The organism is Microbacterium sp. PI-1 (genome assembly GCF_004337555.1).
In the GTDB taxonomy this organism is placed as follows: Bacteria; Actinomycetota; Actinomycetes; order Actinomycetales; family Microbacteriaceae; genus Microbacterium; species Microbacterium aurugineum.
Genome location: NZ_SJYZ01000027.1, coordinates 1 through 16,015, shown reverse-complemented (window position 1 = coordinate 16,015; position 16,015 = coordinate 1). Strand labels below are relative to the sequence as shown.

The 16,015-nt window shown below is 67.5% G+C and carries 17 protein-coding genes; all 17 read left to right on the top strand.

Features of this window, described 5'->3' with window-relative positions:
- The first annotated feature begins 2 nt into the window (after window positions 1-2).
- The 17 genes from E0W80_RS16495 to E0W80_RS16420 all read left to right on the top strand — a co-directional run bounded on the left by E0W80_RS16495 (window position 3) and on the right by E0W80_RS16420 (window position 15,854).
- Window positions 3-479 (top strand): macro domain-containing protein, encoded by a 477-nt coding sequence (locus tag E0W80_RS16495; RefSeq protein WP_067119850.1) that lies wholly within the window; start codon window positions 3-5, stop codon window positions 477-479.
- Entirely contained in the window at window positions 476-1,087 is a 612-nt protein-coding gene (locus tag E0W80_RS16490; RefSeq protein ID WP_067119854.1) for a prepilin peptidase, read from the top strand. The genes E0W80_RS16495 and E0W80_RS16490 overlap by 4 nt, the downstream gene beginning before the upstream one ends.
- A gap of 115 nt (window positions 1,088-1,202) precedes the next feature.
- Window positions 1,203-1,958 carry a hypothetical protein gene (locus E0W80_RS16485; RefSeq protein ID WP_131494142.1) on the top strand — a complete coding sequence of 252 codons (756 nt, stop codon included), beginning with the start codon at window positions 1,203-1,205 and terminating at the stop codon, window positions 1,956-1,958.
- Window positions 1,952-2,449, top strand: coding sequence for a hypothetical protein (locus E0W80_RS16480; RefSeq protein ID WP_067119861.1), 498 nt, complete (start codon window positions 1,952-1,954; stop codon window positions 2,447-2,449). Before E0W80_RS16485 ends, E0W80_RS16480 begins: the two co-directional genes overlap by 7 nt.
- Before the next feature lie 57 nt (window positions 2,450-2,506).
- Window positions 2,507-3,232, top strand: coding sequence for an SOS response-associated peptidase (locus tag E0W80_RS16475; RefSeq protein WP_276320552.1), 726 nt, complete (start codon window positions 2,507-2,509; stop codon window positions 3,230-3,232).
- 270 nt (window positions 3,233-3,502) lie between these two features.
- Complete coding sequence (locus E0W80_RS16470) at window positions 3,503-3,781, top strand: hypothetical protein (protein WP_067121045.1); 279 nt, start codon at window positions 3,503-3,505, stop codon at window positions 3,779-3,781.
- A complete protein-coding gene (locus E0W80_RS16465; protein ID WP_067121047.1) occupies window positions 3,778-4,140 on the top strand; it encodes a hypothetical protein in 363 nt (120 codons plus the stop codon). Before E0W80_RS16470 ends, E0W80_RS16465 begins: the two co-directional genes overlap by 4 nt.
- 28 nt (window positions 4,141-4,168) lie before the next feature.
- Entirely contained in the window at window positions 4,169-4,321 is a 153-nt protein-coding gene (locus tag E0W80_RS19225) for a hypothetical protein (RefSeq protein WP_165875498.1), read from the top strand.
- Window positions 4,318-5,364, top strand: coding sequence for a hypothetical protein (locus E0W80_RS16460; RefSeq protein ID WP_067121049.1), 1,047 nt, complete (start codon window positions 4,318-4,320; stop codon window positions 5,362-5,364). Before E0W80_RS19225 ends, E0W80_RS16460 begins: the two co-directional genes overlap by 4 nt.
- Before the next feature lie 507 nt (window positions 5,365-5,871).
- Window positions 5,872-6,147: a hypothetical protein gene (locus E0W80_RS16455; protein ID WP_131494138.1), complete on the top strand. Its 276-nt coding sequence runs from the start codon at window positions 5,872-5,874 to the stop codon at window positions 6,145-6,147.
- Window positions 6,148-6,360: 213 nt separating this feature from the next.
- Window positions 6,361-11,379: a CHC2 zinc finger domain-containing protein gene (locus E0W80_RS16450; protein ID WP_067121053.1), complete on the top strand. Its 5,019-nt coding sequence runs from the start codon at window positions 6,361-6,363 to the stop codon at window positions 11,377-11,379.
- On the top strand, window positions 11,379-11,954 hold the full coding sequence (locus E0W80_RS16445) for a helix-turn-helix transcriptional regulator (protein ID WP_131494136.1): 576 nt from the start codon (window positions 11,379-11,381) through the stop codon (window positions 11,952-11,954). Before E0W80_RS16450 ends, E0W80_RS16445 begins: the two co-directional genes overlap by 1 nt.
- A 64-nt stretch (window positions 11,955-12,018) precedes the next feature.
- Window positions 12,019-12,255 (top strand): hypothetical protein, encoded by a 237-nt coding sequence (locus tag E0W80_RS16440; RefSeq protein WP_067121056.1) that lies wholly within the window; start codon window positions 12,019-12,021, stop codon window positions 12,253-12,255.
- A gap of 123 nt (window positions 12,256-12,378) precedes the next feature.
- A complete protein-coding gene (locus tag E0W80_RS16435; RefSeq protein ID WP_067121058.1) occupies window positions 12,379-12,717 on the top strand; it encodes a hypothetical protein in 339 nt (112 codons plus the stop codon).
- A gap of 76 nt (window positions 12,718-12,793) precedes the next feature.
- A complete protein-coding gene (locus E0W80_RS16430) occupies window positions 12,794-13,513 on the top strand; it encodes a hypothetical protein (RefSeq protein ID WP_067121060.1) in 720 nt (239 codons plus the stop codon).
- Window positions 13,510-15,282, top strand: coding sequence for a helicase HerA-like domain-containing protein (locus tag E0W80_RS16425; protein ID WP_131494134.1), 1,773 nt, complete (start codon window positions 13,510-13,512; stop codon window positions 15,280-15,282). The genes E0W80_RS16430 and E0W80_RS16425 overlap by 4 nt, the downstream gene beginning before the upstream one ends.
- On the top strand, window positions 15,279-15,854 hold the full coding sequence (locus E0W80_RS16420; RefSeq protein ID WP_067121064.1) for a hypothetical protein: 576 nt from the start codon (window positions 15,279-15,281) through the stop codon (window positions 15,852-15,854). The genes E0W80_RS16425 and E0W80_RS16420 overlap by 4 nt, the downstream gene beginning before the upstream one ends.
- The last annotated feature ends 161 nt before the right edge of the window (window positions 15,855-16,015 follow it).

Below are 16,015 nucleotides of genomic sequence, written 5' to 3'. Positions count from 1 at the left end.
CCATGCAGACCGAGCTCACTCTCGCTCATGTCGACAGGGACATCACCACGATTCCCGTCGACGCGATCGTGAACCCCTGGAACCGTAACTTCGTGCCCCGCTGGCTCCTCATGCCCGGAGGAGTCAGCGGGGCACTCAAGCGCAAGACCGGCCCCGAACCGTGGCAGGATCTCGCCCGCCACGGGATGCTCGATCTCGGTCAGGCCGTCACCACATCCGCGGGCGCCCTTCCCACAGCCAAGGCCCTCATCCACGTCGCGGGGCTGACGGTGATGTGGAAGGCGACGCCCGAGAGCGTCCGGCTCTCCACGGTGAACGCCGTAGCGGAAGCACGCGCGCACGGCTTCCGAAGCCTGGCCATCCCGCTAATCGGCGCAGGTCATGGCGGGTTGACCGCAGAGGAGTCCCGCACCGAGATCCTGAGAGCGCTGGACCCGACCGCACCGCTGCACGTCATCGTGGTGGAGCACACCCCATGACATCGACCTACGAAGCCCCCCAGGGCGTGCGAGCGCGACTGCACCCGGCGCTGCGCTACTCGATCGCACTCCTGGGGGGCTTCGTAGCCTCTACGGCGCTCACAGCGCCTCTCAGCGCCGATCTGCGCCCCATCGTGGGCGGTTGGGCGATGATCGCCGTCTACGCCGTCTACGGGACGCTGCTGGCTCGCCACGACCTCCGCGAGAAGAGACTGCCCGACTCCCTCACCCTGACCCTCGCCGCGATCCTCACCGGATCAGTCCTGGCACTCGCTCTCACGGCCGGCGCCGGCGCGGCCGCGATCTCCGCGATCGCCGGCGGCCTGGGTCTCGCCGTGGTGCTGACCTGCATCGGCCTTGCCGGTCACGTCGGATTCGGCGACGTAAAACTCGCCCTCAGTATCGGCCTACTCACCGGCTGGCACACCTGGTACTTCCCGTTCCTGGCGATCGCGCTGGCCTACCTCCTCGCATTCCCTCACGCGATCGCCGCGGCGATCCTCAAGAGCCGCGGCCGCGACACCCACGACCTCCCCTTCGGGCCGTACCTGCTCGCCGCCGGCGCGATCATCGCCCTCGTTGCGATCATCTCGAACATCCCCTTGTGATCGGTCTGGAACGGATGCCTCGCCATCACGAAGGCCGCGTCAGGCCCACACTCATGAACCCGAAAGGCAGCTTGTGAAAACACGGACCCGAACCTGGCGAATGATGCTGTCTGCGGTGGCCGCGGCACTCATCACCGTCAGCTCTCTCCTCGTTGCAACACCGGCTCAAGCTGCAGGCTCGTTCTCTCTGAACAATGGCCATTTCTTCGTCGCCCCACCTGTCGTCTACCCAGGGCTGATCGCACCCGTCAGCGTGGGCCTGGGCAACAACTCGAACGCCAGCGCAGCCACCGTCACCATCACCTTCGGCATCGTGTGCTACTCCCCGGGTCGGCCAGGCGCGGAAAGCTCAGCGCAGACCGTCATCGTCCCGCCGGATCCGTCGCGCCCTGCAGGAGGAAGCCAGCTAACTCGGGTATCAACTACGGTCGCCGTCCCCACAGCCTGCACCAAACCCACCGGGCCAATTCCGCTCTCACAGGACGGCTACTTCTGGGTCAAGATGACCCAGGCCGGGATGCCGGACCAGATGAAGATGATCCCGATCTGGGTCGGGAAGCCATTCACCGCGGCCAACTTCCGCGAGAACCTAGTCACCCTCACCAAGCAGAACAATCCCGACTACCAGGCCCACCATCAGCTGCCGCAGATGTATCGCGCCACGTTCGAGCAAGCGGGCCTGATGATCGACGACCCGCGATACGGGCTCTGGTGGTGCTCCAAGGCTGGGGTGTCCACCAACCACTCGAGTCAAGCTGCGAACTACAACGCGAAATGGGATCAGTTCTTCGCCACCACCGCGAGCCCATCCCAAGACGAGATATTGACCTACATGAAGTCACTCGTCAGCTTGTACGTCTACACATGCTGACCTCGGTCCTCATTCAGGCCCCTTCCCGCAGAGGGTACGCCTGGGTCAACGTCAAGTCCTCGCCCTTGCTGAGTCCCGACGACAGATCGGAGATGCTTCGCGCGCTCCAATGGGGGCGGCTAGACGAGCTTCCGACGGAACCCCGGTTTGTCCGCCAGAACAAGGGTCGGAAGTTCGGCGATCTCCTCTGGACGACTGGCCCAACGAAGATCGCTAGCGACCGATTCGTGAGTGTCCTCGAAGAATCGCGCGCCACGGGGTACTCCACATTCCCGGTGGAGATCGAGAACCCGCCCGGCATCGTCTTGCCGCGGTATCACGGCCTCGTGGTGTTCGGGCGCCCTGGCGACGACTGCTTCTCCATCATGCCGGGGGAGCAGCATTGGAAGTTCGGCATAATCGGAGCCCTCCTGCGCGATCTGCGAGCTGCAGGAGTCGACGACTTCGAGATAATGGAAGACTCCTCGGCAGCAGGAGCTTTGTCCCGCTGACCTCGACGGACGCGCGCTGACGCACCTGGTGGCGCGTGCGCGGGTTACTCTCGCAGCGTGTGCGGACGATTTGCGATGAACAAAGAGACCGACCAGCTGGTGGCGGAGTTCGTCGCACAGGGTGGCCGGCCGCAGGACTGGCGCCCCGCCTACTCGATCGCGCCCACCGTCAATGCGCCGATCGTCCGCGAGTGGCAAGACACCGAGGGAACCATCGAGCGAGAGGTCACCCTGGCGCGCTGGGACTGGCCGAAGCCCCCGAATCGACCCAAGGGGGCGCCGATCATCAACGCCCGCATCGAGAAGCTCCCCACCGGATTCTGGGTCGGAGCGTTCTCCAACGCCCGCTGCATCGTGCCCATGATCGGCTACTACGAGTGGACGGGCGAGAAGGGCGACAAGCAGCCGCACTTCATCCACTCCGAGGATGACGCACTCCTCGCCGCCGCCGGCCTGACCTGGACAACCGAGATCGACGGCGATCGTCGACGGGTATTCGTCGTCGTGACCCGAGAGGCCCGCGACGCCTCCGGCGAAATTCACGACCGGATGCCGGCGTTCCTCACACGCGACCTATGGGACGACTGGCTCAACCCCTCCTCGCTCACCGTCGACGGAGACGCGGCCGCGTCCAAGAGCAACCGCCTCGAGCTGCTCGACGAACTCGACGCCAGCTCGAGCGCGATCGCCGCGACGATACGCACCCATGGGGTCGACCGGCGCGTCAACAACAGCCGCACCGCCGACCCCAGAGACCCCACACTGATCCAGCCGATCGGCTGAGCTCAACGAGCACGCCCCTACCCGCCATGGATGCTCGCGCCGGCGAAAGCCGGGGGAGTAGCGACCGCGGGGAGCCGCACCACACAACCGCAGACAGGGCATCCGTAGCCGCCCGGGCGGTCCCGCATCACGACACCACAGCAGGACGGCTGCGCCCCAGCGACCAGGTCGTCGTCCATCCGCAGACGCTATCCCGCCGCGCCCCCGACAGCATCCAGGATCATCCACAGGCCGCTCGCCTCGCACATTGTTTTGTGGCACAATACCGATATGGGAATCGAGTGGCCGAAGTCAGCGGACAAGCACTCGATCCCTCATGGCGACGCGCTGTACGCCATGCAGAACGCGATCTACACGAGCGAACGAGTCAAGGTCAACGACGGCGACTCCCGCAACAAGCGACGGGTCTTCGTCGGCCCCCAACACGCACAAACCGATCGGCTGATCGAAGTGCTCATTGAACTCAAGCCCAGCGGGGATTTCGTGGTCTACCACGTCATGCCGCTCGGCAGCTACTACCGCCAGCAGATGGAGGAGGAGATCGGATGACCCTCAGCAAGAAGGACCAGGAGCGCTACGCGGCCCTCGCAGCGCTCGAGGAACAACCCACCGGAACGTCGACGCCGGGGGAGAGCGCTCACGGCGCCGACGCGGCCGCGGTCGGGCAGCAGCTGCTCCTCGGAGCGCTGGGCAACGCCAAGGCCGTCCAGCGCGCAGTCGGAGGCCGGCCGCGCGTCGGCGGCGCTGCAGCCGGAGCAGGATCCTCGCCGACGCTGCGCGTGCGCGTCACCGCGAACCGCAAACAGGACGTCGACCGACTCCGCGCCCAGCTGGGCATGAAGCACGACTCCGACGTCGTCCGTGCCGCCCTCGACGAGTACGTGGAGCGGCACCTGCAGGCCAGCTGACGTCGCACCCCACCACTAAGGTCCGCACATGCGCCTCATCGGAACCATCCGCAGCACCGCGACGGAACGCATCACCGTCGAGGCCGACACCTACGAGCAGGCACGCGAGCAGCTCTACGCGCAGATCCCCGAGGGCCACGAGCTCATCGTCATCCGCACCGACAGCGACACCGGATCATGAGCACCCCAGCCAGCGACATCATCCCTGCGGCCCACGCACGAAGCGCCTGGGCCGCAGGGATCGACCCGCTGCGCGAAGCGTTCCCCCATCACGTCGACCGACTCCTGCGGGCGATCGCGTTCTCTCACATCGCATCGCTTCCCGTCCCCGTCTTCATCATCGGTGGCCCTCGCTCCGGGAAGAGCACCCTCGCCCGCGCGATCGGGGATCTGGCTGGCGAGCTCCCTCGACCCCCGATCGCCCGAGCATCAGTGAGCGGCATCAAGCAAGCTGTGCAGCCCGGCGCGCCCCTCATCGTCGACGACGCAGCACCCGCGAGCTCACGAGCTCGCCCGGGCATGTTCGACCAGCTCGAGGGGGAGACCTACGCGGCCTTCCACTCGCGCCTGCACGAGCCGTCGATCTTCGTGGCCACCGGTGACCAGCCGATCAGTGAGCTCAGCGCCAGCCGGATCATCACGATCGAACTTCCAGCGCGGCCGCGAAGCCTTCGCGTGCTCAAAGCCGTTTCCAGCGAGCCCGCGATCGCCGGCCGACGATACGTCGCCAGCTACCTCCACCAGCAAGCCGGCGACGTCGACGTGGACGACAGAGCACTCAGCATCGCCGGGCACCGCGAGCTGGACAACCTACGCCGACTCGGCGCCGCCCTGTACGCCGGCGACGAGATTCTCCGCGCGCTCTCCCTCGAGATCCCGGCCACACCCGCCACAACCTGGCTCCACCCGGACGATCAGATCACCTGGGCCGTCCGCTCTGCCCTCCGGTATCTGCTCGAGCTCGGTGGCCAACTCACGCAGGCCCCCAACGAGACAGCTGGGTGGCCCATCGGGCGCATCGACGAGCACCACATCTACCTGCGCCCCGCAGAGGCACTCTCGTTCATCAGAGCAGCCCACGGCAACGAGACCCTGAGCATCCGAGCCATCGCGGGCGCCCTGCGCCGCACACGCCTTCTCACCACCGACACCGGCACCATCCCCATGCGCATCGAGGGTCGATCCGTCCGCGTCTGGCGGATCTCCAAGAGCATCCTCGGATAGCTCGACACGCCGCACCCACAAGCAGCCAAGCCCGAACCTGGCCCGCCAACGCACCGCCGTGGCGCGCGCGTCGGCCACGCCTTCGACACATCCGAGCCAGCTGATCACGTCTGCCTCCCGCTACACCTGGCCGGTACGTAACACTTTTGCCCTACCTCAGACGCAAATCTCACCACCTTTGCGAAAAGATGTAACAGCGTCTGACCTGGGATTTTCTTGTGTGCCCACCACCTTCGATTTCAAAGGTGGTGAGCCATTTTGGATGGTTGATCTGGGTTTTTTCGGGACCGCACCACCTGTTACACCTTTTCAAAGGGGCACATCGCACATGCGTACGCGCGCGAGGAGCCCGAAGGTGTAACAGCGGCATCCCAAACTTTTCTCGGGACCGCATGTCCGCGAAGCGTCGGTGGGTGGGCCTATACCTGGCATGGGAGATAAGACCGACACGCCCAGCACACGGACGCAATCCGTGATTCTGAATCAGCTTCATGCTAGAACGGGGACATGCCAGCATCAGCGAACAAGCCGGGACGCCGTTCATACGGCCCTCGAGCCGTCAGGACTGTGCGGTATCCGAAGGACTACGACCCGATCCTCGAGCGCATCGCCAAGGACGCCGGACTCAACCTCAGCAGCTGGCTCGCGCTGGCTGTCTCCCAGCAAGCCGGGCTCGAAATCCCCGACTACGTCAAGGACGAACTCGACAAGGCAGAGCGCGAACGCGCCGCTCGAGCGACAGAACAGGAGTTGGACATGCTTGACATGCCTAAGTCGGCATAAAAAGCACGACCCCCGCTGGTCGGCAAACCTGCGGGGGTGAAGTGTGCTGAGTCTTGGTCTCCGGCAAGAGACCTCGTATCGCGAAACCCTTATTCAGAATCCGGGTATGAGCATGATTGTAGCCGCTTTATTGCGGATGTCTAGCGTTGGTGCACGGCGATCTGCCGCACACGCTAGGCTCCGCTGCGCGCGCCGGGGAGGTGTGCTGCAGCGATGACGCTCGAGTACACGCCGGCGACGACGGTTATGACCTCGCTCGACCGTGTCTGGGAGGCCCTCGACCGGGGCGGCTGGAAGCCCGCCCGCCGCGGCAATCAGTTCAAGGCTCTGTGCCCGGTGCACGGGGATGCCCAACCCTCGCTGAGCGTCCGGTACGACTCCGTCGCCGGCAAGGTGATGATGCACTGCTTCGGGTGCGGTGAGGCGTTCAACCTCCACGACGTGTGCGGTGCTCTCGGTCTCACAGTCAGCGACCTGTTCGACGCTCCGCTCCCGGCCGATCGCCGCTCCCGGACGAACACCCCCCGACCGAAGCGCCCCTCCCTCCCGCCGCGACTCACCCAGGACGAGCTCGCCCCGGCGACACCCGACCTGACCGGTGCCACCTGGACCCAGGTCAAGGTCTACGAGTACGTCGACGACAACGGCGTCGTCCAGCAGCGAGTACACCGCGAAGAGACCACCGTCGACGGGAAGCGGCACAAGCGATTCACGCAGAGCTACCGCGGCGCCAACGGACGCTGGGTCAAGCGCAAGCCGGCCACCTTCGCCCCCCTGCTCTACAACCTCGCAGCCATCCGCGCCGCGGTCGCCGCCGGCGCCGACGTCTGGCTGCTTGAGGGGGAGAAGGATGCCGACAGCGCCATCGACGAAGGCCTGGCCGCGACCACCAACGCCGGCGGCGCCACGGCGTTCCCCGCCGAGCTGCTCGAGCAGTTCCGCGGCAGCCGCGTCAACCTCGTCGTAGACAACGACGCCGCCGGCGCGCAGCGCGCAGCTGCGGTCGGCGCGCAGCTGGCAGAGCTCGGAATCCCCGCCCGGATCCTGCTGCCGAACCTCGACGACCGCAAGGCGGACTTCACCGACCACATGGATGCCGGCGGCACCGTCGACAGCCTCGTCGAGATCTCCGTCGACGACGCCCGCGCCCTGGTCGCAGCGTCCGAGGCCGACAAGCTCGTCAACGGCCGTACCAGCATCGCCGTCTGCCTCAAGGAAGCGACCGCGCAGCTCGAGCAGACCCAGCAGGACCGCGGCACATCCGAGCAGCACGCCGAGGCGTGGGCTCGCGAGTCCCTCAACCGCCTCGAGCGAGTGAAGGCGATCGACCCCGATCTCGACGACGCCCCCCTCGCTCCCCGCGGCCGCGACGCCCTCACCGAGTACAAGGCGCTACTCGCCGAGGGCGCCCGCATCGCCCGCGACACGTACATCACCGCCGGACTCGACGTCCCGCAGGCCGTCGCCAGCGCTCTCACCCTGCTGCGCCCCGACGTCGACACCACCGAACCCGCCGAGGTCGTCGAGACCACCCCCGCTCCTCCCATCAACCCCGGCGCCGGCGGTGGAGGCGGCGGCGTGTTCTTCGGCAACGGCGACGAGGAGCAGCGCCCGGAGAAGCGCCCCCACATTCACGGCACCGACTACGCCGTCGTCAACGGTCAGACGGTGCTCGTGAAGTACGTTCCCGCCGACGACGGCCAGGGCTTCACCGAGAAGTACTACAGGGTCATGCGCGGCTGGGCTCAGGTGCAGAGCGTCGCGATCGAGGACGACGGCACCGACTCCGAGATCGCACGCCCCCCGCATCTGTATGTCATCCAGTTCTTCCGGTGGGTTCTCAACGAGCGCGGCTACCCGGTGCGCGACCCCGAGACCGGTCAGATCAAGACCGAGACGAAGACCCTCAAGTACACGGAAGACCAGATCCGTGACGGCTCGTGGTCGACCGCTCTGCCGTGGCCGGGATTCCTCGAGTCGCAGAGCCGCCGCGGCCGCGACCAGGCCTGGGACGCGATGAGCTCGATCTCGCCGCCGAGTGACCACAGCATCGTGCACACCACGGTCGGGTGGCGTGACGCCGAGACTGGGCCGTACTTCGTGCACGCCGCCGGCGCGATCGCCAAGGGCGGCGCCGTCGACGTCGAGGTCGATGTCGAGAAGACCTCCGAGATCTACGCCATGCCCGAGCCGACCACCGACCGCGACGCTCTCCGCCAGGCATGGATCGACGGCACGATCTCGCTGCGCGAGTCTGAGCTTCCCGCTCGCGTCGTCGCCCCGCTGCTCGGCCACGCCTGGACCGCTCCGGTGATGCCGGGACCGATCATCCTGCACCTGGTGGGCGGGTTCGCGTCGTACAAGAGCTCGCACAGCCGTCTCGCCGTGCAGTACTTCGCCCCCAACCTGACCTACATGACCAAGGGCCTGATCTCCGGTGCCGCCGGCGGTGCCACGACGATCGGCCTGCAGCGCACTCTGAGCTCGATCAGCCACATGCCCGTCATCGTCGACGACTTCGCCCCGGACGGCGACGCGAAGGGCGCCATCCGGCGCATCAGCGCTCTCGGCCGCACCGTGTTCAACGGCATCGGGCGCCTGCGCGGCAAGCAGCGCGGGGGAGCCGAGGCAGACCGCCCGATCGTCGCCAGCATCATCACGTCCGGCGAACTCTCCGCTCAGGGATCCGCGGACTCGCGCATCGTCAACCTGCCCCTAGACCCGGCCACCGTCAAGGACGGCGGTGAGATCTTCGGACGCCTCGAGTCACGCCACAACCGCTACGCCCGCGCAACGATCGGTGCCGCCCTCGTGCAGTGGGTCGCCGGACGGCGCGACCAGCTCGTCGAGGACTTCACCCAGGCCGAAGAGGACGTCGACCACCGCCTGTGCACGCAGACCTACTGGCGCAACCGCATCCCCCGCCAGAGCGGTCACAACGGTCTCCACGATCGCCTCGTGCAGTCCGCCGTCACCCTCGACCGCGGCATCGTGATCATGCTGATGATGCTCCGCGACCTCGACGTCATCACCGCCGACGAAGCCAAGGACTTCTACAGCTGGGCCCGCGACGGGATCGCCGAAGCGATCAGCCTGCAGGACTCCTCGGCCTCGGATCCCGCCGAGCAGCTCATGGAGTACCTGCGCGAGGCGATCGCCAACGGCAACGCCCACCTGTCGGGCATCGACGGGGCGGTCCCCGACGACGCCGCAGCCCTCGGCTGGGTCGACCAGTCCACCGGCATGCACCCCCAGTGGCGCCCCAACGGACAGCGCATCGGCATCATCAACGGCGATCGCCTCTACCTGCTTCCAACCACCGTCATCAGCGTCGCCAACCAGATGTCGCAGCGTGCCGACGAGGCATTCAGCGAGACGAAGGTCTCTCTTGCCTCCTCACTGCAGTCGCACGGCTGGCTCGTCACCGACGCCGCCGGTAAGCGCAGCGTCAACCGCCGCATCGGGCGCACCATGCAGCAGCGCGTGTGGGACATCCCGCTGTGGGCTCTGCTTGGCCAGAACCCGGACGACAACGGTCCCGTCGACGAGGGCCGTGATGGGGGAGACGCACCCGAGGGCGGCTTCCCGGCACTGTTCGACGACGAAGGCCCCACCGACTTCCCCAACCCTGACGCACCCGAGATCCCGGTAGAAGACCCCGCGGCCGCACCGACCGCACCCGCACCGGCGGCGCCGGCTCCTGCTGCCACCGCACCCGTGGGAAGCAACAGCGCCGCGACAACGCCCGCACCGGCAGCCGCCCGCGACGAGACCTTCCGAGCTCCGCTGGGCGTGCTGCACACGGACGGGCTCTGGCTCTCCAACGGTGAGCTCATCCGCATCAACGGTCAGCTCGAGCACGCCGGCCAGCTCGCCCGCCTCGCTACCGACATCAACCTCGGCACCCGCATCAACCAGGGCACCAACGGTGCTCGCAAGACCGAGCGCGGCCAGATCTACCTCACCACGGACGCCGCCCTCGCTCTGGGCCTCCCGCTGGACACCCTGCCCGATGGCACCGACTCCGACTTCCCCAAGATGCTGCGCGATGCCACCAAGGGGCACCCGTTCATCACGAAGGCGACCGAGGCCGGCTTCACGCTCACCGGCGACGGATCCATGGCCGGCAGCATCGACGTCTGGCGGGAGGATGACCGCAGCGTCGGAGCGCACATCACCCTCCTCGCCGCCCAGAACTACGCCTTCGTCGGCACGATCCTCGACGGCGACCCGGACCCGGCCACCATCGCTCGCCGACTGGGGAAGTTCACCGCGGCACTCAAGTTCCCCTACCGCAGCAGCGCCGGCACCACCGGCACCAAGCTCATGACCGCGCTGCTGCCCCGGGACAAGCGCGACGAGATCTACTACCCCCAGGACAAGCCCACCACCATCAAGGACCAGATGATGGCCGAGGGCGACTACAACTGGCAGCGACGCCTCGTCGGCGCCGAGCTCGAGCACCAGTGGGTACACGGCTTCGACCGTGGCGGCTCCTACCTTGCCGCCGCCAGCACCGACGTCGGTATCGGCGCCCCCACCCACTACGCCGGCCCGCTGCAGTTCACCAAGGCCACGAACAAGCCGGGCTACTGGCTGATCACCGTGCCCGAGTCCGGCAGCTGGCAGATTCCCAACATCTTCGCTCCGAGCGGCATCGTCCGCGAAGGCTTCATCGGCTCCCAGATCTGGGTGACCACCCCCACCCTCGAGCTCGCCGCCGAGATGGACATCGACGTCGAGATCCACGAGGCATGGCTGTGGGACCAGCACGGCAAGGTCTTCGAGTCCTGGTACAAGCGCGTCCGCGACGCCCGCACCGCCCTCGACACCGCCGATCCTGACGACCGTGCCGCACGCGACCTGCTCAAGATCATGTACGCCGCGGCGATCGGCATGCTGGACTTCCGCGGCGACCACGACACGCTCGCCGTCTGGGCACCGCACCGCCACGACATGATCGTCGCGAAGTCCCGCGCCAACATCATCCGCCGCGTCCTCCGCAACGCCGAGACATCCGGCCGGTGGCCGGTCGCGATCGAGAAGGACACCGTCGTCTACACCAGCGACACGATCGAGGCTGCCGACGCCTGGCCCGGCGACCCCAAGTGGTTCGGCCGCGGGCTCGGCCAGTACAAGTACGAGGGAACCGACACCCTCGAGCATCACGCCCAGTTCCTCACGGGCGAGGGCTCCTACAAGGGCAAGAAGCACCTGGATGAGTTGATCTGATGGCACTAAGCAAGCAGGCCCAGGCCCGGCAGATGAAGGCGATCTTCGAGGGCCTCACCGGACAGAAGATCCCCGACTACGGTGCCGAGCACCCCGACACCCGCGCCATGCTCAAGTTCCTTTTCCCCGGCAAGAGCGACCGCTTCCCGATCGCCACCAAGCTCGCCGCCGACAAGCTCGGCGTCTCCCAGCGCACCGTGCAGCGCTGGGCGCGAGGCGCGGCAAACCCGCGTGCCGAGATCTCGAAGGAGATCACCAAGCGCGTCCGCCAGTCCGTCACCACTCAGCGCGGCCGCGGTCAGCTCGCCAAGCGCGTCCAGGCCCAGCTACCCACCCGACCCCGCACCATCCGCGTCAACGCGCTGCAAGGCCCCTCATCCGACCCCAACGACAAGAAGTACGTCTCCGAGCGCTACAGCAACCTCGACATGTCACCATTCGAGCAGCAGCAGCTCTACGAGGCGTGGACTCGAGGCGGCGATGCCGGCGCCACAGACTTCCTCACCGGTCTATACGACTCCCGCTACGTCGACGGCTGGCAGTTCCACGGCATCAAGGGCGTCGAGTGGCGCTGATACCGGCGTCGCCCCGCATACCGCGCCCCACCGACAACCGACCAGCAGGCGAAGGATCCACACCATGACCGTCACCACCGCAGCCCCGACCACCCACGCAGAGAACGCATTCGCTGCGCTCGGTCGCGAGCTCAATCTGCGCAGCCGACGTCAGCTGCAGCTCGCTCTCTTCGACCAGCTCGAGCTTCCCCGCACGCCCCGCGACTCTGTCTCCACGCCGGCGCTGCGCGACCTCTACGCCCAGACCGGATCCGAGTTCGTCGGCCACGTCCTCCGGCACCGCGGCGTCGACGTCGCTTAGCTCGCACAGGAGCAGGCGCGCCGGTGGCTTCGAGCCGCTCCGCCTGACTACCATGACGTAAGTGAATGTCACGCTATTATCCGGCGTGGCTCGAGCAGACACAGAACGAAAGGACTATCTCGGATGGCCAACATGCCCGAGCTCGTCGATTACGCCTACATCGCCGAGAAGCTCAACGTCACACCCCAGACCGTCCGGGTCTACGCGACCGCGAAGGGCAGCCAGCGCAAAGAGGGCTTCCCCAAGTCCGTCGCCCCAGAGACCTCGCGGAGCCCGCTCTTCATCAAGGAAGAGGCCGACGCCTTCATCGCGCAGCGGATCGCAGAGAGCAAGGCTCCCTCTCGACTGAACGCCAACCGCCCCGAGAGCGCGCCCCGGAAGGCCACCACGCACCGCAAGGGAGCGACCGAAGCCGCGGTCGCCGCTGCCGCCGAGCGTCGCGCCAGCAAGCCCAAGAAGTAGGCCCCGGTGATGGACGGCAGCGCCGGCACGCCGCTAGACTGTGAATGTCACATTCACTGATTGGGCTTCGAGCATCATGGACACTACCGCACCGCCCGAGGATGCCACGGCACCGCTGTGGTTCACGCCCGAGAGCGCGGACGTCCAGGCCCTCGAAGACGCATGGGGCGCTCGCAAGCTCGGCCGGGTGTTGGCGGCAGCGCTCAGCAGCTACAACCGCCTCGGCCACGTCGACGCGGGTACCGCCGCCCAGGCGCTCGGCGTCTCAGAAGGCACGATCCGCCGTTGGATCCGCAACGGCGTCCCACCGACTCGGTTCTCTCGCGTCATCGCTCTCGTCCGCCCCCCACAGGGCGCCTTCGACCAGGAGCGGAAGGATCTCGTCTACGCCCGCGGCGCCGTGAAGAAGATCGCCGAGGAGCCCGAGAACGCTACGGCGCTCTGGGGGTACAAGGGCTACCTCGAGCCGTGGGATCTGGCCGTGATCAAGATCAAAGACATGCCCGTACAGACCCTGCGGATGGCGCGAACCGACCGCGATCGTGACGCCACCAGGCGACTCGCCGCCGGCGGACAGATCGTCGAGATCTCCACCTTCCCGAGCTACTGGGCAGCAATCGCCGCCCGCAGCGAGATCCTCGAGGACGTCTACCCCTACCGCGTGCAGCTGCGGAACACCAAGCTCGCCAGTGGCGCCGGCAAGGCGTTCCTCGACGACGCACCCCGCAAGCCGATCAAGTCCTACCGGAAGCGGGCGCGCACCAGCATCCGCAAGACCACCCGGGATCCCTCGTGACGGCGCCGGCATCCACGACCGACCCTTTGGTCGACGCGACTCCGATCCGCCTCGGAGCCGACCTGTCGCTTCCGGTCGACCTCGCCACCGAGGCGATCGCGATCCTCGGCCGGCGCGGCAAGGGCAAGACCAACACCGCCGGCGTCATCGTCGAGGAATTCGTCAAGCTCGGCGTTCCTGTCTGCGTCGTCGACACGGTCGGCGTGTGGTGGGGACTGCGCTCCAACAGCTCCGGCGACGGACCAGGCCTGCCCGTCGTCGTCTTCGGCGGCTCCCACGCAGACGTGCCCCTCGAGGAGAGCTCCGGCCGCGTCATCGCCGAAGTCATCGTCGACCGGCGGATCTCCGCAGTCATCGACACATCCCTGCTCTCCAAGGCCGCCGCCCGCCGATTCCTCACCGCCTTCGTGACCGAGCTCTACCACCGAAACCGCAGCCCCCTGCACGTCGTGTTCGACGAGGCAGACGAGCTCGCCCCACAGAACCCTCGAGCCGAGGGCGCTCCGCTGCTGGGAGCAATGGAAGACTTCGTCCGCCGCGGCCGCGCCCGCGGACTGGGGACGACGCTCGTCACGCAGCGTCCCGCCGTGCTCAACAAGGACGTGCTCACCCAGATCGAAGTCCTCATCGCCCACGGGCTCACCGGCCCGCGCGACGTCGCCGCGATCGACGAGTGGGTGCGCCTCCACGCCGACCAGGACCAGGCCGCACAAGTCAAGAAGACCCTCGCCAGCCTCCCCACCGGGCGGGCGTGGGTGTGGTCACCCTCCTGGCTCGAGATCCTCGAGCTCGTCGACGTCCGAGCGCGTGAGACCTTCGACTCATCCGCAACGCCCAAGGTCGGCCAGGTCGCCCGGCTCGTCCCCGAGGCCCGCGCGGCGATCGACCTGGACGAGCTCGGCGCCGCGATCACCGCCACGATCGAGAAGGCCGCAGCCGAGAACCCCGCCGCGCTGCGCGCGGAGATCTCGCGACTGCGGGCGCAGCTGTCCACGACTGCCACGACCACCCCTGTAGAGATCCGCGTCGAAGTGCCCACGCTGACCGAAGACGATCGCGAGCGTCTCGACCGGGCCCAGGCACTGCTCGAGCACGCGCAGGGACTCCTCACCGACGCCGGCGAGAAGATCGCCCACGCCACCACCGAGCTCGAGCGGATCCAGACAGCCGCCGCGGCGCCGGCACCCGCTCGCTCAGCTGTGGCCCCCACGATGACGCCGGCACCGACTCCCGCCGCTCCGGCAGCCTCTGCTCCTCCCGCTGCGCCCCGCACCCCGCAGGAATCCACCACGACCTCATCGGGGCTAGGGAAGGCCGAACGTGCCATCTTGACCGCGCTCGCCACCCACGGCACCCGAAGCAGCACCCAGGTCGCTCTCCTCACCGGGTACAGCAGCAAGGGAGGCGGATTCGCCAACGCCCTCGGGAAGCTACGCAGCTCCGGCCGCATCGTCGGCGGTAGGGACGCCCTCGAAATCACCGCCGAAGGCGTCGACGCTCTCGGCTCATACGATCCGCTCCCCACCGGCCCGCAGCTCGTGGATTACTGGCTCTCCCGCCTCGGCAAAGCCGAACGCGCCATCCTCTCCACCCTCGTCGACGCATGGCCCGCCTCGCTGACCAACGAGGAGATCGCCGAGCGGGCCGGATACACCGCGAGCGGAGGCGGGTTCGCCAACGCTCTCGGACGCCTGCGAACCCTCGAGCTCATCAGCGGCAACCGCAACGCCAACACCGCGGCCGCAGAACTCGGCAACGCCACACCATGACAACCGAACCGACCTACTGGCACGGCGGGTTCCCTGGGATCCAGGTCGGATCCCAGCTGCTCAGCCCGACCGACGCAGCTGCAGCGCGCATACCGATCGCCTACACGCCACGCGATCGCCCTGAGCTCGGCATCGTCTCCCGCACCGATCGCGTCTACTTCTCCACCAACCAGGACTTCGCCCGCGCCTACGCATTCCAAACCGAGGTCATCACACCATCGGGCGCTCTGACCTCCCGTGGCACCCTCTACCGGATCCAGCCGATCGGAGCCGTAGAGGAAGACCCCGACTTTGCCGGCCATGACGTCTCCTGGTGCGCCCCCGGCGCGGTGGTCGTAGAGGTCGTCGAGACCGACGTCCGCATGCGAGCACGAGATGCCACGAGAGCGATCGGGATCTACTCAAGCTGGGACGATGGTCGGCCGATGTACCTCGAGGACGGGCGTCTCTGCATCACCTGGCAGATGGAGAGCATCGGGCTCACCCAGGAGGCCGTCGACGAGATCGTGCGCCCCTGGACGCCGGTCGACCGCGCCCTCGAGCGCATCAACGCTGCCGTCCTCCACCGCTGAGCAAGCACACCACCACTCGCCGATTCCGGCTGCCCCTCGGGCATCATTCGCCGCCGCGCCGACCACCGCGAACCGAGCGCAGCGAGGGCCCCGAGGGTTCCTCTGCCATGACCAGAACCCGGACCCGCGGCCGGCTTGCCGGCTGCGGGTCCGGGTTCTGG